The organism is Aeromonas crassostreae (assembly GCF_054052445.1).
On sequence record NZ_JBSTYM010000006.1, the window covers coordinates 125991 to 145669 of the forward strand.

Here is a 19679-nt window from a genome sequence, read left to right on the forward strand (position 1 = left end):
GACGGCGCTCAGGTCTGGCTCACTCCGCCGGCTTGTGCTTGCGGCTCGCCTTGAGCTCGAGAAACTCGATGATCTTGCCCGCCACATCCTTGCCGGAGGCCGCTTCCACCCCTTGCAGGCCGGGGGAGGAGTTCACCTCCAGCACCAGGGGACCCCGGGCGCTGCGCAAGATGTCCACCCCGGCCACGTCCAGCCCCATGATCTTGGCGGCCTGCACCGCGGTGGCCCGCTCTTCCGGGGTGATCTTGATGGCTTCGGCGGTCCCGCCCCGATGCAGGTTGGAGCGAAACTCCCCGGGCTGGGCCTGACGACGCATGGCCGCCACCACCTTGCCGTTCACCACCAGGCAACGGATGTCGGCACCGTTGGCCTCGCGGATGTACTCCTGCACCAGTATGTTGTTGTTGGTCTGGATGAAGGCCTCGATCACGCTCTCGGCCGCCTTGTGGGTCTCGCACAGCACCACCCCTATCCCCTGGGTCCCCTCCAGCAGCTTCACCACCAGGGGCGCCCCGCCCACCATCTTGATGAGATCCGGCACGTCGTGGGTGCTGTGGGCATAGCCGGTGATGGGCAGGCCTATGCCGTGGCGCGACAGCAGCTGCATGGCCCTCAGCTTGTCCCGGGAGCGACTGATGGCCACCGAGCTGTTGAGGGCCATGGTGCTCATCATCTCGAACTGGCGCAGCACGGCGGTGCCATAGAAGGTGATGCTGGCGCCGATACGCGGGATCACGGCGTCATAGTCCCCCAGCTCCACCCCTTCGTAATGAATGGAAGGGTTGTGGGAGGCGATATTCATGTAACAGCGCAGGGTGTCGAGCACCTCGACCTCATGACCACGGGCACGCGCCACCTCGACCAGACGACGGGTGGAGTAGTTTCTGGGCTCACGGGATAAAACAGCAATCTTCATGACAATTCCGCTAGGAGGCAGTGCCTGGGCAGGATGGGGCGGGAGAGTATAAGGTGCCACAGCGCCATGGCAACGCCAATTGTTTCTCCTGACAACAAGACAAACCACACAAAACCCGGATAAAGCCGACGGCTGTCATCCGGATGTAAAACGGCGGCCCCATGCTGGAGCCGCCGTTGTCGTCTGCTGAAAAGGGCCTGGGTATCGGTGTCCCCCGCCAAGACGCGGCCTCTTTCGGGGTCATCCCCTGCGCCGGCAGACACCTCAGCTCAAGTTGGGCCCCAGCCAGCGTTCGGCTTCTGCCAGGGTCATCCCCTTGCGTCTGGCGTAGTCTTCCACCTGATCTTGCTGGATCTGCGCCACCGCGAAGTATTTGCTGTCGGGATGGGAGAAGTACCAGCCCGACACCGCCGCCCCCGGCCACATGGCGTAGGATTCGGTGAGCTGCATGCCGATGGCCTGCTCCACCCCCAGCAGCTCCCAGATGCTGCCCTTCTCGGTGTGCTCCGGGCAGGCGGGGTAACCGGGGGCCGGGCGGATGCCCTGATAGTTCTCGCGAATAAGCTCCTCGTTGCTGAGCGCCTCGTCCGGGGCATAACCCCAGTGCCGCTTTCGCACCTGCTCGTGCAGGTATTCGGCAAAGGCCTCGGCGAGACGGTCGCACACCGCCTGGATCAGGATGGCGTTGTAGTCGTCGTGATCCGCCTTGTAGGCTTGCGCTATGGCCTCCTCGCCGATGCCGCCGGTCACCGCGAAGGCACCGATCCAGTCCGGCTTGCCGCTCTCCTTGGGGGCCACATAGTCCGCCAGACAGTAGTTGGGGAAGCCCTGCTTCTCGCTCTGCTGGCGCAGGTGGTGCAGCACCTTGATGACCTCGGTGCGGGACTCGTCCCTGTAGACCTCTATGCTGTCCCCCACCCCGTTGGCCGGGAACAGGCCTATGATGCCGGCGCAGCGCACGCTCTTGTCCTGCTCCAGCCGATCCAGCATGGCGTTGGCATCGGCAAACAGCTTGGTCGCCTCTTCGCCGATGATCTCGTCCTCCAGGATGCGCGGATACTTGCCCGCCAACTCCCAGCTGAGGAAAAACGGCGTCCAGTCGATGTAGGGGCGCAGCACGGAGACGGGCACGTCCTCGAAGGTCTGCACGCCCAGCTCACGGGGCTTGGGGGGCTCATAGCCGACCCAGTCCAGCTGCTGGCGGTTGGCGCGGGCGTGAGCCAGGGAAACCGGCTTGGAGCGCGGCTGCTTGCGGGCATGCTGCTCCCGCGCGATCTCGTACTCCTTGTCGATGCGGGCGACAAACGCAGGCTTGAGCTCGGGGTTGAGCAGGCTCTGGGCCACCCCCACGGCGCGCGACGCGTTCGACACATAGACCACGGGCTCGGAGTAGTTCTGCTCTATCTTCACCGCGGTGTGGGCCTTGGAGGTGGTGGCGCCGCCGATCAAGAGCGGCAGCTTGAAGCCCTGGCGCTCCATCTCTTTCGCCACGTGCACCATCTCGTCGAGGGACGGGGTGATAAGGCCGGACAATCCGATAATATCGGCATTTACCTCGCGGGCCGTCTTGAGGATGGTCTCGCAGGAGACCATGACCCCGAGATCGACGATCTCGTAGTTGTTGCACTGCAGCACTACGCCGACGATGTTCTTGCCGATGTCGTGCACGTCCCCCTTGACGGTGGCCATCACTATTTTGCCGTTGCTGGAGCCGCCGGACTTCTCCGCCTCTATGTAGGGTTGCAGGTAGGCGACCGCCCGCTTCATCACCCGGGCCGACTTGACCACCTGGGGCAGGAACATCTTGCCGGCGCCGAACAGGTCGCCGACCACGTTCATGCCGTCCATCAGCGGCCCTTCGATGACGTGCAGCGGCTTCTCGGCCCCGGCCCGCGCCTCTTCGGTGTCCTCCTCGATAAAATCGGTAATCCCCTTGACCAGGGCATGCTCCAGCCGCTTGCCCACCGGCCAGCTGCGCCACTCCTGATCCCGGGGATCCTCCGCCTGGGCGCCGGCGCCGCGATACTTCTCGGCGATGGCCAGCAGATCCTCGGTGGCGTTGTCATTGAGGTTCAGTACAACGGCCTCGACCTTCGCCTTCAGCTCCGCCGGTATGTCTTCGTAGATGGCGAGCTGACCGGCGTTGACTATGCCCATGTCCATGCCGCTGCGGATGGCGTGGTAGAGGAAGACGGCGTGGATGGCTTCGCGCACCGGCTCGTTGCCACGGAAGGAGAAGGAGACGTTGGAGACGCCGCCGGAAATCATGGCGTGGGGCAGGTGCTCCTTGATGTCCTTCACCGCCTCGATGAAGTCCACCGCGTAGTTGTTGTGCTCGTCGATGCCGGTCGCCACCGCGAAGATGTTGGGGTCGAAGATGATGTCTTCCGGCGGGAAGCCGACCTGATCCACCAGGATCCGGTAGGCACGCTGGCAGATCTCGAACTTGCGGGCACGGGTATCGGCCTGGCCCACCTCGTCGAACGCCATGACGATGACGGCGGCGCCATAGCGACGCAGCAGTTTGGCCTGCTCGATGAATTTGGCCTCCCCCTCCTTCATGGAGATGGAGTTGACCACAGGCTTGCCCTGCACGCACTTGAGGCCCGCCTCCAGCACCTCCCACTTGGAGGAGTCGATCATCACCGGCACCCGGGCGATGTCCGGCTCACCGGCGATGAGGTTCAGGAAGCGCACCATGGCCGCCTCGGCGTCCAGCATCCCCTCGTCCATGTTGATGTCGATGATCTGGGCGCCGCTCTCGACCTGCTGCTTGGCCACATCCAGGGCCTCGTCGTAGAGCCCCTCCTTGATGAGGCGCTTGAACTTGGCCGAGCCGGTGACGTTGGTGCGCTCCCCCACGTTCACGAACATGGATTCGGGGGTGATGATGAGGGGCTCGAGCCCCGACAGCCGGCAGGCCACCGGCAGCTCCGGCAGGGCGCGGGGCTTGATGCCGGCGACGGCGTCCGCCATGGCGCGAATATGGGTCGGGGTGGTGCCGCAGCAGCCCCCCACCAGGTTGAGGAAGCCGCTCTGGGCCCACTCGCGGATATGGTCCGCCATCTCGCCCGCGTCCAGATCGTACTCGCCGAACGCATTGGGCAGACCGGCGTTGGGGTGGGCGCTGACAAAGGTCTCGCTGATGCGCGACAGCTCGGCCACGTACTGGCGCAACTCGTCCGGGCCGAGCGCGCAGTTGAGGCCGAACGAAATAGGCTTCACGTGGCGCAGGGAATGGTAGAAGGCTTCCGTGGTCTGACCGGAGAGGGTGCGACCGGAGGCGTCCGTGATGGTGCCGGAGATCATCACCGGCAGGCTGTAGCCCAGGGCCTCGAACACCCCTTCCACCGCGAAGGCGGCGGCCTTGGCGTTGAGGGTATCGAAGATGGTCTCGATGAGGATGAGGTCGGCCCCCCCCTCGATGAGGGCGTGGGTGGATTCGGTGTAGGCGGCCACCAGCTCGTCATAGGTGACGTTGCGCTTGCCCGGATCGTTGACGTCAGGGGAGATGGAGCAGGTGCGGTTGGTGGGGCCAAGGACCCCTGCCACGAAGCGCGGCCTGGCGGGATCCTTGGCCGTCCACTCGTCCGCCACGGCGCGGGCCAGACGGGCCGCCTCCCGGTTGATCTCGGCGGAGAGCGCCTCCATCTCGTAATCGGCCATGGCGATACGGGTGGCGTTGAAGGTGTTGGTCTCGAGGATGTCAGCCCCGGCGGCACAATATTGATCGTGGATCTCGCGGATGATCTCGGGCTGGCTCAGCACCAGCAGATCGTTGTTACCCTTGATATCCGTATGCCAGTCGGCGAACCGCTCGCCACGATAATCGGCCTCTCCCAGCTTGTAACCCTGGATCATGGTGCCCATGGCACCGTCGATGATCAGGATCCGCTCAAGCAGGCAAGCCTGCAGACTCTTCTTTGTTGTCGACACCGCTCGATCCTCTTACATCCATGCAACTGCGTGGCTTTATCCTAACAGCAAAGAAAAAAAATGGAAATCTAGCCGTCTATCTGTCTAAAACCAGTCAGTGATACCCAAAAGTAGGTAGTGAGTAAACTATCACCGCGGAGTACCCTATGCCCGTCCTTTTACGGACTCGTGCTTGCTGTCACTCCAACGAGAAAAATAATCATGAGCGTCTATTACACACTCTGCTTCTTGGCGGCGTTGGCGATTTTTATCGCATTCGCCAACCAGTATGTCATCAAGATCCAGACCACCATCGCCATCACCGCCGGATCCATGCTGATCTCCGCACTCATGGTGCTGTTTGGCAAATTGGGTTGGTTCAATCTGGAACCCCTTGCCATCGCCACCATGGAGAGCATCAACTTCCAGGACTTCCTGCTCAAGGGGATCCTGGGCTTCCTGCTGTTCGCCGGCGGGATCGGTATCAACCTCAAGGCCTTGCGCAGCCAGAAGTGGGAGATCACCATACTGGCCATCTTCGCCACCCTGCTCTCCACCTTCCTCATCGGCTACGGCTTCTGGTTCATCGCCAAGCTGCTGGGCTGGGAGCTGCCCCTGGTCTACTGCCTGCTGTTCGGTGCCCTGATCACCCCCACCGACCCCATCGCCGTGCTGGCCATCGTCAAGAAGATGCAGGCCCCGCCCCAGATCGCCATCCAGATCGAGGGGGAATCCCTGTTCAACGACGGTACCGGCCTGGTGATCTTCGCCACCGTGTTTGCCGTGGCCTTCGGCGGCGTCGAGCCCACCTTCACCAGCGTGGCTGGCCTGTTCCTCCATGAGGCCCTGGGCGGCATACTGTTCGGCGCCGTGCTGGGGCTGCTCGCCCACGTGATGATCAGCGCCACCGACGATGGCTCCCTGGAGCTGCTGCTGACCCTGTGCATCCCGACCGCCGGCTTCGCCCTTGCCAACATGCTGGGGGTCTCAGGCGCCCTGGCCATGGTGGTGACCGGCATCATGATAGGCAACTGGACCCGCCATTCGGGCTTCTCCGAGCAGAGCCGCCACCACCTGGATCACTTCTGGGAGCTGGTGGATCAGTTCCTCAACGCCCTCCTGTTCCTGCTGATCGGTCTGGCCCTGGTGCTGCTGGATCTCGCCTGGCGCGACTGGATCCTGCTGGTCATCGCCGTGCCGCTCTGCCTGGCGGCCCGCTTCATCAGCGTCTCCGTGCCCTTCATGGCCTTTCGCAAGTTCCGCAGCTACAACCGCTTCACCATCCGCATCCTCACCTGGGGCGGCCTGCGCGGCGGTCTGGCCATGGCCATGGCGCTGGCGCTGCCGTCCGGCGTCATGATGATCCCGGGGCATGACGTCGATCTGCGCCAGGTCATACTGGTGATGACCTACTCGGTGGTGATGTTCTCCATCGTGGTACAGGGGATGACCATCACCCCCATGATAGAGAGGGCCAAGAAGGCCAGCGGCGACGTCTGATCCGCCGCCCTGCAAAACGAAGAAGCCGCCTCTCTGGCGGCTTTTTCGCAGGGGATCCCCCTATGGCCGGGCTCAGTCCCTGGGTTTCTCGTAGGTAAACACCTTGCCGATGTCCTCCAGCCGGTAGCTGGTGAGCTGGTAGACGTAGTAGTTGAGCCAGTTGGCGAACAGCAGATGGCCATGGCTGCGCCAGCTGGCCCGTGGCGGCTGGTCTGGGTCATTGCCCGGATAGTAGTTGACCGGAATGGCGGGGGCGAGCCCGGCCTCGAGATCCCGCCTGTATTCCCCATCCAGGGTCAGCACATCGTATTCGGGGTGACCGGTGACAAACACCTGGCGGCAATCCTTGGTGGCGGCGAGATAGACCCCGGCCTCCTCGGACTCGGCGAAGATCTGCAGATCGGTGTGGGCGCGGATAAGGTCGCCGTCGAAGGCCGCATAGCGGGAGTGGGGAGCCACGAACTCGTCATCGAAGCCGCGCAGCAAGGGCTCGTGTTCATCGAGCCTGTGGTGGCGATAGATGCCGGACAGCTTCTCGCCATGGGTCTGCTTGTCCATGCCATACAGCGCCTTGAGCGCCGCCTGCACCGCCCAGCACAGGAACAGGGTGGAGGTGACGTGCTCGTGGGACCATTCGATGATCTCGACCACCCTGTCCCAATAGACCACCTCCTCGAACTCCACCCGGCCCAGGGGCGCCCCCGTGATGATCATGCCGTCGTAGTTGTTGCCCCGCACCTGTTCGAAGTCGTGATAGAAGTTCTCGAGATGGGCCTGGGGGGTGTTCTTGGATTCCCGATCGTCGATGCGCAGCAGATCCACATCCACCTGTAGCGGCGAATTGGAGAGCATCCGCATCAGCTGGATCTCGGTCTCTATCTTCTTGGGCATCAGATTGAGGATGAGCACCCGCAGCGGGCGTATGTTCTGGGTGACGGCCCGGGATTCCGTCATGACGAAGATGTTCTCCTGCCCCAGCACTTCGGCGGCGGGTAACTGATCCGGGATCTTGATGGGCATGCTGACTCCCTGTACTGCATCAGTAAAAATGTCTGGACATCTAGAAGCCTATAATAAAGCGTCCGGGCTGTCATCCGATACCTTTGTATTCACTCTCGCCATTGACTAGCATACGGCTCACGTGTCCCTCACTGCGACCCCCATGGCCGGTATCACCATTTCAGTAGACAGGCTGCGAGTCGGCAACTATGTCTCCCTGCCCCTGGGCTGGCGCGCTCACCCCTTCCTGTTTTCCAGCTTCAAGATCAAGAACGAAGAAGAGATAGCCCTGATCCGCCATCTGGGGCTGGGCAGAGTCACCATCATCCCGGAGAAGAGCGACTGCCCGCCCCTGCCCCCCGATTCGCCAAGCCGAGAGGCCGCGCCCGATCCGGCTCAGCAGAGGGAGATGGAACAGGACAAGGAGCAGCGTATCGCCCGGTTGCAGCAGTACCGCCGGGACCTGCAACAGTGCGAGAAACAGTTTCAGCACTCCTTGAGCCAGGTACGCAGCCTGATGAGCAAGGTGCAGGCCCGCCCCCTCAACGCCATCGACGACGCCAAGGAGCTGATCGATGCCATCGCCAGCCAGCTGCTGGCGGCGGACGAACTGGTGCTGCACCTGATGGGGGACGGCGAGGAGGGAGATCCCCTCTACTATCACTCCCTCAACGTCAGCGTGCTGAGCATGATGCTGGCCAAGGAGTGCGAGATGAACGCGGAGCAGATCCGTCTGGTCGGCATGGGGGCCCTGTTTCACGACATCGGCAAGCTGAAGATCCCGAGCCAGATCCTGCGCAAGCACGCCCCCCTGACCAGGCCGGAGCAGAACCTGCTGGCCCAGCATCCCCGCTACGGGCTGGACCTCATCAACCTGGCGGCCTCCTTCCCCGCCGAGGCCAAGGGCATAGTGCTGCACCATCACGAATACCTGGACGGCAGCGGCCCGGAGGGACTCAAGGCCGGGCAGCTCGATCCCATGACCCAGCTGGTCTCCCTCATCAACGAATATGACAACCTCTGCCACCGCCACGGCAAGGTGCCCTACTCCGCCCTCTCCAGCCTCTACAAGCAGCGCAAGGGCCAGTTCAATCCGGACAACATGGCCCTGCTGATCCGCCTGCTCGGCATCTATCCTCCCGGCAGCGTGGTGCAGCTCTCCAGCGGTCAGCTGGGCCTGGTGATGTCCGTCAAGGGGAGCAGCCTGCTCCACCCCAGCGTGCTGGTCTACGATCCCGCCATCCCGCGCCAGGAGGCGGCCGTCATCGCGCTGGATCGGGCCGGGCTCACCATCGCCAAGGTGATCCATCCCAGGCGCCTGCCCCCCGCCGTATTCGAGTACCTGAATCCGCGCACCCGCATCAGCTACTACTTCGAACCCAAGACCAAATGACCCTGCAGGAGTCTTCATGCACATAGAAATCGTCAGCACAGGCGACGAGATAGTGACCGGCCTGGTGGTCGATACCAATGCCGCCTGGCTCAGCGCCCGCTTGCTGGACCAAGGCTGGCAGGTGCGCCGCCGCCATACGGTGGGGGATGATCTCGCCGAGCTGACCGCCCTGCTGCGCGAGTGCGCCGAGCGCGCCGACCTGGTGCTGGTGTGCGGCGGCCTGGGCCCGACGGCGGACGATCTCACCGCCCAGGCCGCGGCCGATGCCTTCGACGCGCCCCTGACTCTGCATCCCGGCTGGCTCGATACCATAACGGCCCGCTACACCAGCCGGGGTCGCCCCATGCCCGCCAGCAACGCCAAGCAGGCCTGGCTGCCCACGGGCAGCGAGATCCTCGACAACCCGGTCGGCACCGCCTGCGGCTTCCTGCTGCGGCGGGGGAGCTGCCGCATCGCCTTCACCCCTGGGGTACCGTTCGAATTCAAGCAGATGGTGACGGAGCAGATCCTGCCCCGCCTGGGCGAAGACCATGCCACCGGAGAGACGGCGCTGCGCCGCTTCTACAGCTTCGGCATCTCGGAATCCGCCCTGAGCGATCGGCTCGACGGCGCCCCCTGGCCCGCCGGGATCACCCTCGGCTACCGCTCCGCCATGCCCCTCATCGAACTCAAGCTGATCGGCCAGGGCGCCACTCCCCAGGACATGGAGGCGGCACAGGCACGCCTGCTCGCACAGATCGCCCCCTGGCTGGTTGGTCAGGGAGACGAGGAGCCGGCGCGGCAGATCCTCGCCCTGCTGGGGGACAGGCCCCTGACCCTGTTCGAGGGGGAGAGCCGGGGCGCCTTGCTGGCCCTCTGCCATCCCCATTCCGGGTTGACGGCCCACTTCAGCCAGCGGCCTGCCGACGAGCCGGCCCAGCCGCTGGGGGACGGGCGCGGGGCGAGCCTGACCATAGGGATGGCGGGGCCCCAGGGGGTGCCACTTCGGCTCTGCATCGATGGCCAGTGCGTCGGCCAGACGGTGAGGGTCAGCCACCCGGATCCCGAAAGCGCCCGCGCCATCCTCGCCTTCGCCGCCCTGGACATGCTGCGCCGCCACCTGACGGGGCTGCCGGTGATCGCCGACTACCTCACCCTGACCCGCACCGAGCCCCTGGGTTGAGTCGCCCCGGCCAGCGAGCCAGCATGGGCTCGCTGGCTCATATGCCCTCCCCCCGCCTCCTCACGGCGACCGCCCCTGACCCTGTCCCCATGGCGATTTCTTCAACCGTCATCACCCATTTGGACATAGATCATTGACCGATAAGAAGAATGATCAGGATACTGGACCCACCTTGCCGCCGTGTCGGGGGAACGACAGGGAGGTATCATGGATTTGATAGAGCAATCAGTCAGATGGACTGAGCAGGAGCCTGAGTGTTAAGCAAAGAGTGGTTACAGTTGTCGGCGGATATGGAGCTGGCCTGCCTGCGCATCCTGCCCGGGCTGGACGAGTCGGTGCGCGAAGCCGATGTGTTCAGCCTGCTGCTCGCCTCCAACTGTCGCCGCTATCAGCCCCTGCACGAGGGGATCAAGCAGGTGGTCAGCCTGCTCAATGCCCTGCAGGCCAAGCCGGACGCCCCCATCCCTCCCAATCCCGTCCCCATCGCCAGGCGCCAGGACGCCCGGCTGATGATACTGATCGACAGCGACAAGATGACGGCCCGGGCCCAGATCACCTGCGACTGGGGCGGCAAGCCGCTCACCCTGGACGCCTTGCAGCAGGCCCTCGGCGAGAGCGAAGTGAACAGCGGTGTGCAGGGCATACTGCTCGAGCAGGCCGTCAAGCTCGCCAGAGAGGGGGCCCCCGGCAGTCTGATCCAGCCCGCCATCGCCTACGGCATCGCCCCCATTGCCGGCCAGGACACCCGTTTCGAACGTCTGGTCGATACCCCGTCCGATCGCATCCTCAAGCCTCAGGAGACGGAGAACGGCAAGGTGGATCTGCGCGACCTCGGTACCCTGGTGACGGTCCGGGCGGGGGAGCCGCTGATGCGCCGCCACCCGGCGACCCAGGGCTCACCCGGCCTGACGGTCACGGGCCAGACCCTGCCGGTCAAACCGGGCAAGGAGCTGGCCATGGTCCCAGGGGTCGGCACCGAGACAGCCAGTGACGACCCCAACCTGCTGCTCGCCAGCCGCCCCGGCCTCCCCTGCCTCGAGAAGCAAGGCATGCGGGTCGATGATGTGCTCAGCCTCAAGCAGGTGGATGCCCGCAGCGGCCATGTGACGTTCGAGGGGGCCCTCATCATCAGCGGCGACGTATTCGCCGGCATGCGGATCCGGGCCAGTGGCGACGTGGTGATCGGTGGCTTCGTGGAGGGGGCCGACGTCGAGTCCGGCGGCGCCATCACGGTGCGCCACGGGGTCATCGGCCGCAAGACGGAGGATGACGAGCCCCTGTGCCGACTCAGCGCCCAGGGGGAGATCCACGCCGCCTATGCCCAGTACGCCAGGCTGGAGGCGGGGGGCAATATCCATATCCAGACCCAGCTCACCCACTGCCACACCCGCAGCGGTCAGGATCTGCTGGTCGGCGACAGCGCCATGCGCAAGGGCACCCTGCTCGGCGGCATCAGCATCGCCAATCGCCAGATCCAGGCCCCCAGCATAGGCGCCAGTGCCGCCAACCATACCCGGCTGCAGATCCTTGGCGGCTACTTCAGCCACAAGCAGCAGGAGCAGGAGCTCAAACAGCGCAAGCAAGCCTGCCGCGATCAGCTGCTCAAGGTGCAGGATCTGCTGCTCAAGCTGCTGCAGCTGCCGCGGGAGAAGCGCAACCCCGAGACCCTGGACAAGATCAAGACCCTGCGCCAGCAATACCTGGGCCAGAGCAAGGGGCTGGATGCCAAGCTGGACGAGGCCCAGAAGGCTCTGCAGCAGCTGCTCGGCGAGATGGCGATCACCGCCACCCAGCGCCTCTATGCCGGTGTCGAGGTGGAGCTGGCCAACAGCAGCTACCGGGTCGACATCGACCATGGCCCCATTCGTATCGCCTTCAAGCAGGAACAGATAGTGTTGCAGCCTCTGGAAGGACGCAAATAAGTCATACCACGCCCCTTCAGGCAGGATCGGAGCGTCTTGCCACCCCGGAGGACGTACGGCCAGCCATCACTCAATCCCTCGAGGGCCGGGTCAGCCATGCCGTGATCCCTGACCCGAACTTGGGTACACTGCCAGCCTTGCACGCCACACAAAGCAGGTAACAGTCGATGTACAAACTGATCGCATTGGATATGGATGGCACTCTGCTCACCCCCCAGGGCACCATCTCCTCTCGCACCCATGCTGCCATCACCGCCGCCCGCGCCAGGGGCGTGACCGTGGTGCTGGCCTCCGGTCGTCCCCTGGAGGGCATGACCCGCTACCTGGAAGAGCTGGGGATGACGGGGCCGGAAGATTATGTGATCAGCTACAACGGCGCCATGGTGCAACGGGTCGCCGACGGCGCCCGGATCCGCAGCCAGCTGCTGACCGGGGCCGATGCCAGCCTGGTGGCGCGTCTGGCCGAGCAGCATGGGGTCAATGTCCACGGCTTCTCGGTGCGCCAGGGCCTCATCAGCCCCCGCCTGAGCCACTACACCGAGCACGAGTCCCGCCTGACCGGCATGCCGGTCAACCTGGTCGACTTCGCCACCCTGCCCCCGGACGAGGCGATCCTCAAGGTGATGATGATCGACGAGCCCGCCCTGCTGAGCCGGGCCATCGCCGCCCTGCCGGCGCAGCTCTATCAGGACTACACAGTGGTGCAGAGCGCCCCCTACTTCCTCGAGATCATGAACAAGCAGAGCCACAAGGGGAGCGGAGTCGCCGCCCTGGCCGAACACCTGGGCCTGGATGCCAGCCAGGTGATCGCCGTAGGGGATGCGGGCAACGACAGCCACATGATCGAATACGCCGGCCTCGGCGTCGCCATGGGCAACGCCACCGACCCCCTCAAGGCCCTGGCCCAGCACATCACCAGCCGCAACGATGAGGACGGGGTCGCCCGGGTCATCGAAACCTTCGTGCTGGCCTGATCCCCACGGCCACGTCCATCCGGCAGGCCCCCTGCCGGATGTTTAATATATCCACCCATCATGTCAGCCACAGCTCCGAACTTGCCCCCACTCTCCCCATCAGACGGGCGATGACGCCATGTCTGCCCCATGTTGCTTAACATAAACCGCTCATTTCGTTTGACATATTTAACGGCCTTGGCAGACTGAAATCAGGATCCAGGCTCTCGCCGCTGCGCGCCTTCTCCTGACATCAGCCGATGCGAGCCCGGGATCTCCTAAACTTGCCTTGAGGCAGGCCCTGATATCGGTCAGGGCGAGCCCAAGGCGCAAGGGTCCCTCGGGACCGCAAAGGAATGCCAAGGTGATCTATGTCTGCACATACCCCATCCGCCCCAACCCGCAAGCCCCTGGTTCTGATGACCATGGGCAGCCAGGCCCGCAACGGCCATGACTATCAGGTGATGACTCACAAGTACATCAAACCCCTGGTGGAGATAAGCGACTGCACCCCGCTGCTGGTGCCCACCTGCTGCGACACCGAGGCTCTCGAGCACTATCTCTCCCTGGCCGATGGCGTCTATCTGAGCGGCGCCGGATCCAACATAGATCCCGCCCTCTATGGCCAGCAGAATCTGACCCCGGACAAGGCCCAGGACAGGGAGCGGGATCTGTTCGACATCGCCCTGGTGCGGGCCGCCATCGACAAGGGCGTGCCCATCCTCGGTATCTGTCGCGGCATGCAGGAGATCAACGTCGCCCTGGGAGGGGACATACATCAGAAGGTCTACAGCGAACCCGGCTTCGATGATCATCGCGAGGATCCCGATGATCCGCCCGAGCTGCAGTATGGCGAGAGCCACATGGTCGAGCTGGTGGAGGGGAGCTGGTTTGCCGACCTGATGGGCACTCGCCGCATCCCGGTCAACTCGCTCCATGGTCAGGCCATCAGGCGCCTGGGCAAGGGGCTCGCTCCCCTGGCCCATGCCGAGGACGGGGTGATCGAGGCGATCCATGCCCCCAGCCTGCCCCAGTTCACCCTGGCGGTGCAGTGGCACCCGGAGTGGCACGCCAGCGAGAACCCTCACTCGGTCAAGATCTTCACCGCCTTCGGCGAGGCCTGCCGACGGCAAGCCGCCCGCCGCTGACCGGCGCCAGGACGCAAGACCCAAAGAGGGGCCCGCGGGCCCCTCTTTGGCTGTCTGCCTGTTGCCTCAGGGCCCTGGCCTCACTCGCCAAAGCCCCTGGCCCTGAGTTTGGGCAGGCCGCCGCGCACCGGTCGCAGGCCGCGGCAGGCATCCAGCCCCTTGAGCCCCCGCTGGATATGGTCGGGAGAGTGACCAAAGACCATGCCGTTGCTGCGATAGAGGTTGTTGTCGTCGAGCTCGAACCGCTCGCCGCCGATGAGCAGGGGCCGCCTGCCCTCCTCCTCCTTGCCGCGCTTGAGGGGCAGGACGAGGTCGGTCAGTATCTCCCCCGTGGCGCAGCCCTCGCGCCAGCGAGCCTCATCGGAGAAGGGGGTGATGGCTATTTCGCGCCAGGATCCATCCCCGAATTCGACCCTATAGTGGTCGGTCAGCAGATCGCAGCCTGCCAGCAGACCCAGGCATCCCAACAGACAGTAACGACTCAGCCGCGGCATCTCTCCCTCCTGTCCAGCCAGGGCAGCATAGCGGCCGCGCCGCCGCGGCGCATCTTCATTGGCTGGCCATGGCTCATGATGGCGCCCACTCATGGTCCAGCAGCAGGGGGCCCAGCTCCTCGAGCCGACTCAGCATGAGATCCGGCAGCTGGCTGAGGCGGCGCCAGTCACCCTGGCCGCCATTGAGCCAGGCGACGCGGTAGCCTTGCCGGCGAGCCCCCAGCACGTCGCTGCGCTCATGGTCTCCCACGTGCAATATCTCGGCGGCAGCCAGCCCGAGATCCCGGGCCGCCGCCACGAACATGTCGGGGGCGGGCTTCATCAGGGTGCCGGCACCGGCCTTGTACACGGTGCGAAAGTAGCCATCGAGCCCGGCCCGGGCCAGATCCAGGTTGCCATTGGTGATGGCCACCAGGGGGTAACGCCGGGCCAGGGCCGCCAACAGGCGATGGGTGCTGGCGGGCACCGCTACGGCGGATCGCTCGGCCAGAAAGCCGGCAAACACCTCGGCGGCGGCACGCTCGGCCGAGGCGGCGTCCATGCCGCCTTCCCGCAGTGCCCGCCCCAGGCTGATCCTGCGAGCCAGGCTGACATCGTGATGCAGGGCGGGATCCTCCAGCAGCACCTGGCGCTTGCAGGCATGCCAGCGCTCGGCGTCCAGCATGGCCCCCGCCAGGTATTCGCTGCGCAGGTGAGCCAGCATCCAGGACTCGGCGCGGGCGATGTGAGGACCGTTGTCATAGAGGGTGTCATCGAGATCGAAGGAAAGCGCCTTGACCGGCTGCCAGCGACGGAAAAAAACCATGCTCACTCCTGTTCGTCGTCCTTGCCGCCGCCATGGCGCCTGGCCCTGGGGTGGGCGCCATCATAGACCTTGGCAAGGTGCTGAAAGTCGAGGTGGGTGTAGATCTGGGTGGTGGAGAGGTTGGCGTGGCCGAGCAGCTCCTGCACCGCCCGCAGATCCCCCGACGACTCCAGCATATGGGTCGCGAAGCTGTGCCTGAGCTTGTGGGGATGCACATGGGCGTTGAGGGCCTGCTTGCCGCCCCAGCCATCGAGGCGCATCTGCACCGAGCGGGCCGAGAGGCGCCGCCTCTGCCTGGAGACGAAGAGGGCAGGCTCCTCGGCCGGGGCCAGGGCCGGGCGCAGGGCCAGCCACTTGTGCAGCCACTCCAGCGCCATGCGCCCTATGGGCAGCACCCGCTCCCGCGAGCCCTTGCCCACCACCCGCAGCTGGCGATCGTCCAGGCGCAGATCGGTCAGATCCAGCCCCACCAGCTCCGCCAGCCGCAGGCCGGAGGAGTACATCAGCTCCATGATGGCGCGATCCCGCACCGCCAGCGGATCCTGCTCGTCGGTGATGTTGAGCAGCTGATACATCTCGTCCACGTCCAGATTCTTGGGCAGGGGGCGCCCCTGCTTGGGGGTGCTGATGCCCCGCGCCGGGTTCGCCGCCAATCGCCCCTGACGCACCTGCCAGTCACAGAAGCTGCGCAGGGCAGAGAACTTGGTGGCGAGCGAGCGGGGCGCCAGCCCCCCCTTGTGCATCCGGCTCATCAGGCTGCGCACCTGGCTCGCCTCGAGCTCGGGCCACTGGCTCAGCCCCTGCGCCACCAGCTGGCCCGTCATGGCGATGAGGTGGGCCAGATAGTGGTTGCGGGTGTGGGCGCTCAGCTGGCGCTCCACCCTCAGGTATTCGATGAAATCGCCGAGATCCTGCGCCAACGCGGGGGGCAGGCCGGCGAGCCCGTCAGCGCTGGCCGTCACGGATCAAGGCCGGCAACCGCAGCTGCAACAGGCGGCCGAGCTGGCCGAGCAGCAGAGGGTCGTTGTGGGGGGTGAAGTGACCGGGATCCGGGCTGGCGAAGGCCAGCAGGCCCAGATCGCCCAGGCGCATCAGCGCCACCGAGCCCACCAGTACCCCCTGACCGAACAGCAGCTGCTGTTCGCTCTGATTGAGGCGGCCGAAGTAGAAGCCCTGGCCGGGCAGACGCTGGCCCATCAGCTGCTCCATCCCCTTGCCCGTCGCGAGGAAACGCGCTCCTTCCTCCCCCGGCTGACACTGCCTGGGATTGAGCCAGAGCCGCAGCCCGGACAGGCGCAGCCGCTCGACGAAGGCCTGCTGCATGGCGTTCACCAGCTCGCCCAGGGTCTGGCAACCATGGATGTCGCCATAGAGATCCGTGTAGACGCGAAAGATCCGCTCGTTCTCGCTGGCCAGGCTCATCAGCTCGGTGATCTCCAGCTCCAGCCGCTCGATGCGGTCGCGCTGGCGCTCGAGCTGGCGCTCCACCAGGGAGACGCTGCCCCTGCGCTCATGGGGGATGCGCACCCGATCCAGCAGGCTCGCGTGTCGTTGAAAAAATTCGGGGTAACGGGCCAGGTACGCCAGCACCTCGGCCTCATCGACCTCATGCTCCTGCCGTTTCGCTTCACTCATGCTTGTTCAATCCCGTCTTGATGGTCCTGTGGGCGCCAGATGTGCCGACACAGGGGACCCTGTGGTCCAGGCCCCCTATTAGAACCCTATCGGGGCGTCAAATACAGTCGCGTTTGCAGATGGGGACATAGGCCCCCGCACCGGGCAGAAGAACGGCGGCCCGGGCCGCCGATCCTCACAGCTCTATCTGGCCGTCGAACACATGCTCGGCAGGGCCAGTCATGTAGACCGGCTGACCCGGCCCCTTCCAGGCGATGGTCAGCTTGCCGCCGGGCAGGAAGACGGTCACCCGCTCCTTGAGCTTGCCCTGGCTCATGCCGATCACCGCGGCGGCGCAGGCCCCGGTGCCGCAGGCCAGGGTCTCCCCCACCCCGCGCTCGAACACCCTCAGCCGGATCTGGGTGGCATCCACCAGCTCCATGAAGCCGACGTTGACCCGCTCGGGGAAACGCTCGTGGCGCTCCATGATGGGGCCAAGAGTCTCGACCGGGGCATCATCCACCGAGGGAACCTCGATGACGCAGTGGGGATTGCCCATGGAGACGGCGCCGCACATGACGGTGTGCTCCTGGGCCCGCAACAGGTAGGTCTTCTCCGCCTTCTGGGCGCGAAACGGGATCTTGCCCGGCTCGAACTGGGGCACCCCCATGTTGACCGTGACCTGCCCCTCGTTCTCAAGCTGAAGGGTGATGCGGCCACGGGCCGTGCTGACCGAGATCCTGTCCCGGTTGATCAGCCCCTTGAGCCGCACGAAGCGGGCGAAGCAACGGGCGCCATTGCCGCACTGCTCCACCTCACTGCCATCGGCATTGAAGATACGGTAGTGAAAATCGAGCTCGGGATCATAGGGCGGCTCCACCAGCAGCAGCTGGTCGAACCCTATCCCGAAGTGGCGATCCGCCAGCTTCTTGATGACGTCGTTGCTGAAGAACACCTTCTGGGTGACGCCATCCACCACCATGAAGTCGTTTCCCAGGCCATGCATCTTGGAAAATTCAATCAACATCTTTTTTCCCTGCGCTGTTCAGGCCGCAATAAAGGTCGTACATCACCATGAAGTCGTTATCCGAGGCCCCATGCATCCTGGAAAAATCAATCAACATCTTTTTTCCCTGCGCTGTTCAGGCCGCAATAGCTGTTCAGGCCGCAATAAAGGTCGCTCACCACCATGAAGGCGTTATCCGAGGCCCCATGCATCCTGGAAAAATCAATATCCCGCGTTCAATACAGGGAAGCGCCGGAGCAGCCCTCGCCCTCCCGCGCTCCCCTGCCCGGATCACGGCAGCAGGTGTTCGCCCTGCCAGAGCGAGGCCAGCGGCTCACGCTCGCGGATGAGGAACGCCTGGTCACCGTCCACCAGCACCTCGGCGGCGCGGGGGCGGGTGTTGTAGTTCGATGACATGGTGAAGCCGTAGGCACCGGCGGAACGCACCGCCAGCAAGGAGCCTTCGGCAATGGCCAGGGTGCGCTCCTTGCCGAGGAAGTCGCCGGTCTCGCACACCGGGCCCACCACGTCGTAGAGGGCCGGCGCGTGAGCGGCCTGGCTGTCCACCTCTATGATGTTCATCCAGGCGCCATAGAGAGACGGGCGCAGCAGGTCGTTCATGCCGGCGTCGATCAACGCGAAGTTGCGGGTCTCGCCCGGCTTGAGGTACTCGACCCGGGTCAGCAGCACGCCGGCGTTGGCGACGATGGCACGTCCCGGCTCGAACAGCAGGGTCAGGTCGCGGCCCGCCAGCTTGGCCTTGAGCGCCTCGGCGTATTCGGTCGGGTGCGGCGGCTGCTCGGCGCCATAGTTGACCCCGAGGCCGCCGCCCACGTCCAGGTGATGGATATGGATGCCTTCACCGGCCAGCTCGTCGATCAGCCGCAGCAGCTTGTCCGCCGCCTCCATAAAGGGATTCAATTCAGTAAGTTGAGAGCCGATATGGCAATCCACCCCCTTGATGGCGATGTTGGCCATGGCGGCCGCCTTGCGATAGATGGCGGGTGCCTGCTCGATGGGGATGCCAAACTTGTTCTGTTTGAGGCCGGTTGAGATGTAGGGGTGGGTGCCGGCATCGATGTCCGGGTTGACCCGCACCGAGATGGGGGCCACCTTGCCCATGCTGGCGGCGACCCGGTTGAGACGCTCCAGCTCGGCTTCGGACTCCAGATTGAAGCAGAGGATCTCTTTCTCCAGCGCGAGGCGCATCTCGGCCTCACTCTTGGCCACGCCGGAGAAGACCACCTTGGCCGGATCCCCGCCCGCCGCCAGCACCCGCGACAGCTCGCCGCCGGAGACGATGTCAAAACCGGAGCCCAGGCGGGCCAGCAGGTTCAGGATGGCGATGTTGGAGTTGGCCTTGACCGCGTAGCAGACCAGGTGGGGTATGTCCCCCGCCGCCTGATCGAAGGCATGCCAGTGGCGCTCCAGGGTGGCACGGGAGTAGACGTAGAGCGGGGTGCCGTGCTGCTCGGCCAGTTGCTGCAGCGAGGTCTGTTCGGCCTGCAGCTGACCGGCGGCATTGTAGTTAAAGTGATCCAAGGGGCGGTTCCTTCCAAATTATGACGAGTGCGGCGCAGCCTCTGGGGTCGACTCGGCCGGGGTCTGGGGTGCGCTCTGCTGGCCATCCGACGAGTCGGTCGGCGCCTGGGCTGGCTGGGCCTCTTGCTCCTGCGGCTGCTCGGCAGGCGGCATATAGAGAGGACCTTTCAGGCCACAGGCGACCAGGGCGAGAGAGAGAAGCGCGGCAGACAGGCACCGGACGAGTTGAGTAATCATAATGGTTCGCTGCGAAAAATTTTTTGGCCCTCTATAATCGCACTCACATTGTTAAAAGCAACAGGATAAACCG

Annotated in this window: 16 protein-coding genes; 6 read left to right on the forward strand and 10 right to left on the reverse strand. The window is 64.7% G+C overall.

Annotated elements, in window-relative coordinates:
• Positions 1-19: 19 nt before the first annotated feature.
• Positions 20-916: a 30S ribosomal protein S6--L-glutamate ligase gene (gene rimK / locus ACW5W4_RS06895; protein WP_042000693.1), complete on the reverse strand. Its 897-nt coding sequence runs from the start codon at positions 914-916 to the stop codon at positions 20-22.
• 264 nt (positions 917-1180) lie between these two features.
• Positions 1181-4852 carry a methionine synthase gene (gene metH, locus ACW5W4_RS06900; RefSeq protein ID WP_456688877.1) on the reverse strand — a complete coding sequence of 1224 codons (3672 nt, stop codon included), beginning with the start codon at positions 4850-4852 and terminating at the stop codon, positions 1181-1183.
• A gap of 201 nt (positions 4853-5053) precedes the next feature.
• Between metH and ACW5W4_RS06905 the strand changes: the two genes are divergently transcribed.
• Positions 5054-6331 carry a cation:proton antiporter gene (locus tag ACW5W4_RS06905; protein ID WP_456688878.1) on the forward strand — a complete coding sequence of 426 codons (1278 nt, stop codon included), beginning with the start codon at positions 5054-5056 and terminating at the stop codon, positions 6329-6331.
• A 72-nt stretch (positions 6332-6403) separates the two neighbouring features.
• Here the strand turns inward: ACW5W4_RS06905 and metA are convergent, their stop codons facing one another.
• Positions 6404-7351 (reverse strand): homoserine O-succinyltransferase MetA, encoded by a 948-nt coding sequence (gene metA / locus ACW5W4_RS06910; RefSeq protein WP_427262806.1) that lies wholly within the window; start codon positions 7349-7351, stop codon positions 6404-6406.
• 142 nt (positions 7352-7493) lie between these two features.
• Here metA and ACW5W4_RS06915 point away from each other — a divergent pair, with 142 nt between their 5' ends.
• The 5 genes from ACW5W4_RS06915 (at position 7494) to ACW5W4_RS06935 (ending at position 13908) form a co-directional block, all read left to right on the forward strand.
• The gene (locus ACW5W4_RS06915) at positions 7494-8723 is read left to right on the forward strand and encodes an HD-GYP domain-containing protein (RefSeq protein WP_456688922.1); all 1230 of its coding nucleotides are present in this window, start codon (positions 7494-7496) and stop codon (positions 8721-8723) included.
• A 16-nt stretch (positions 8724-8739) separates the two neighbouring features.
• Positions 8740-9885 (forward strand): molybdopterin-binding protein, encoded by a 1146-nt coding sequence (locus tag ACW5W4_RS06920; RefSeq protein WP_456688879.1) that lies wholly within the window; start codon positions 8740-8742, stop codon positions 9883-9885.
• A gap of 254 nt (positions 9886-10139) precedes the next feature.
• The gene (locus ACW5W4_RS06925; RefSeq protein ID WP_456688880.1) at positions 10140-11807 is read left to right on the forward strand and encodes a DUF342 domain-containing protein; all 1668 of its coding nucleotides are present in this window, start codon (positions 10140-10142) and stop codon (positions 11805-11807) included.
• 167 nt (positions 11808-11974) lie between these two features.
• The gene (gene yidA / locus ACW5W4_RS06930) at positions 11975-12781 is read left to right on the forward strand and encodes a sugar-phosphatase (protein ID WP_456688881.1); all 807 of its coding nucleotides are present in this window, start codon (positions 11975-11977) and stop codon (positions 12779-12781) included.
• A gap of 350 nt (positions 12782-13131) precedes the next feature.
• Positions 13132-13908: a gamma-glutamyl-gamma-aminobutyrate hydrolase family protein gene (locus ACW5W4_RS06935; RefSeq protein ID WP_456688882.1), complete on the forward strand. Its 777-nt coding sequence runs from the start codon at positions 13132-13134 to the stop codon at positions 13906-13908.
• An 80-nt stretch (positions 13909-13988) separates the two neighbouring features.
• Here the strand turns inward: ACW5W4_RS06935 and ACW5W4_RS06940 are convergent, their stop codons facing one another.
• The 7 genes from ACW5W4_RS06940 to lptM all read right to left on the reverse strand — a co-directional run bounded on the left by ACW5W4_RS06940 (position 13989) and on the right by lptM (position 19606).
• Positions 13989-14402 carry a hypothetical protein gene (locus tag ACW5W4_RS06940; RefSeq protein WP_456688883.1) on the reverse strand — a complete coding sequence of 138 codons (414 nt, stop codon included), beginning with the start codon at positions 14400-14402 and terminating at the stop codon, positions 13989-13991.
• A gap of 73 nt (positions 14403-14475) precedes the next feature.
• Complete coding sequence (locus ACW5W4_RS06945; protein ID WP_456688884.1) at positions 14476-15207, reverse strand: HAD-IA family hydrolase; 732 nt, start codon at positions 15205-15207, stop codon at positions 14476-14478.
• Positions 15208-15209: 2 nt separating this feature from the next.
• Positions 15210-16169, reverse strand: coding sequence for a tyrosine recombinase XerC (gene xerC, locus ACW5W4_RS06950; RefSeq protein WP_456688885.1), 960 nt, complete (start codon positions 16167-16169; stop codon positions 15210-15212).
• On the reverse strand, positions 16153-16842 hold the full coding sequence (locus ACW5W4_RS06955) for a DUF484 family protein (protein WP_456688886.1): 690 nt from the start codon (positions 16840-16842) through the stop codon (positions 16153-16155). The genes xerC and ACW5W4_RS06955 overlap by 17 nt, the downstream gene beginning before the upstream one ends.
• A gap of 175 nt (positions 16843-17017) precedes the next feature.
• On the reverse strand, positions 17018-17848 hold the full coding sequence (dapF, locus tag ACW5W4_RS06960) for a diaminopimelate epimerase (protein WP_456688887.1): 831 nt from the start codon (positions 17846-17848) through the stop codon (positions 17018-17020).
• 270 nt (positions 17849-18118) lie between these two features.
• Positions 18119-19369 (reverse strand): diaminopimelate decarboxylase, encoded by a 1251-nt coding sequence (gene lysA / locus ACW5W4_RS06965; RefSeq protein WP_427262796.1) that lies wholly within the window; start codon positions 19367-19369, stop codon positions 18119-18121.
• A gap of 18 nt (positions 19370-19387) precedes the next feature.
• Positions 19388-19606 (reverse strand): LPS translocon maturation chaperone LptM, encoded by a 219-nt coding sequence (gene lptM / locus ACW5W4_RS06970; protein ID WP_408796269.1) that lies wholly within the window; start codon positions 19604-19606, stop codon positions 19388-19390.
• Positions 19607-19679 lie beyond the last annotated feature (73 nt).

Excerpts from the sequence above, each read along its gene's own strand:
- rimK (WP_042000693.1), bottom strand. The coding sequence starts at position 916 with ATGAAGATTGCTGTTTTATCCCGTGAGCCCAGAAACTACTCCACCCGT.
- ACW5W4_RS06905 (WP_456688878.1), top strand. The coding sequence starts at position 5,054 with ATGAGCGTCTATTACACACTCTGCTTCTTGGCGGCGTTGGCGATTTTT.
- metA (WP_427262806.1), bottom strand. The coding sequence starts at position 7,351 with ATGCCCATCAAGATCCCGGATCAGTTACCCGCCGCCGAAGTGCTGGGG.
- ACW5W4_RS06915 (WP_456688922.1), top strand. The coding sequence starts at position 7,494 with ATGGCCGGTATCACCATTTCAGTAGACAGGCTGCGAGTCGGCAACTAT.
- ACW5W4_RS06920 (WP_456688879.1), top strand. The coding sequence starts at position 8,740 with ATGCACATAGAAATCGTCAGCACAGGCGACGAGATAGTGACCGGCCTG.
- yidA (WP_456688881.1), top strand. The coding sequence starts at position 11,975 with ATGTACAAACTGATCGCATTGGATATGGATGGCACTCTGCTCACCCCC.
- ACW5W4_RS06935 (WP_456688882.1), top strand. The coding sequence starts at position 13,132 with ATGTCTGCACATACCCCATCCGCCCCAACCCGCAAGCCCCTGGTTCTG.
- ACW5W4_RS06940 (WP_456688883.1), bottom strand. The coding sequence starts at position 14,402 with ATGCCGCGGCTGAGTCGTTACTGTCTGTTGGGATGCCTGGGTCTGCTG.
- ACW5W4_RS06945 (WP_456688884.1), bottom strand. The coding sequence starts at position 15,207 with ATGGTTTTTTTCCGTCGCTGGCAGCCGGTCAAGGCGCTTTCCTTCGAT.
- ACW5W4_RS06955 (WP_456688886.1), bottom strand. The coding sequence starts at position 16,842 with ATGAGTGAAGCGAAACGGCAGGAGCATGAGGTCGATGAGGCCGAGGTG.
- dapF (WP_456688887.1), bottom strand. The coding sequence starts at position 17,848 with ATGTTGATTGAATTTTCCAAGATGCATGGCCTGGGAAACGACTTCATG.
- lptM (WP_408796269.1), bottom strand. The coding sequence starts at position 19,606 with ATGATTACTCAACTCGTCCGGTGCCTGTCTGCCGCGCTTCTCTCTCTC.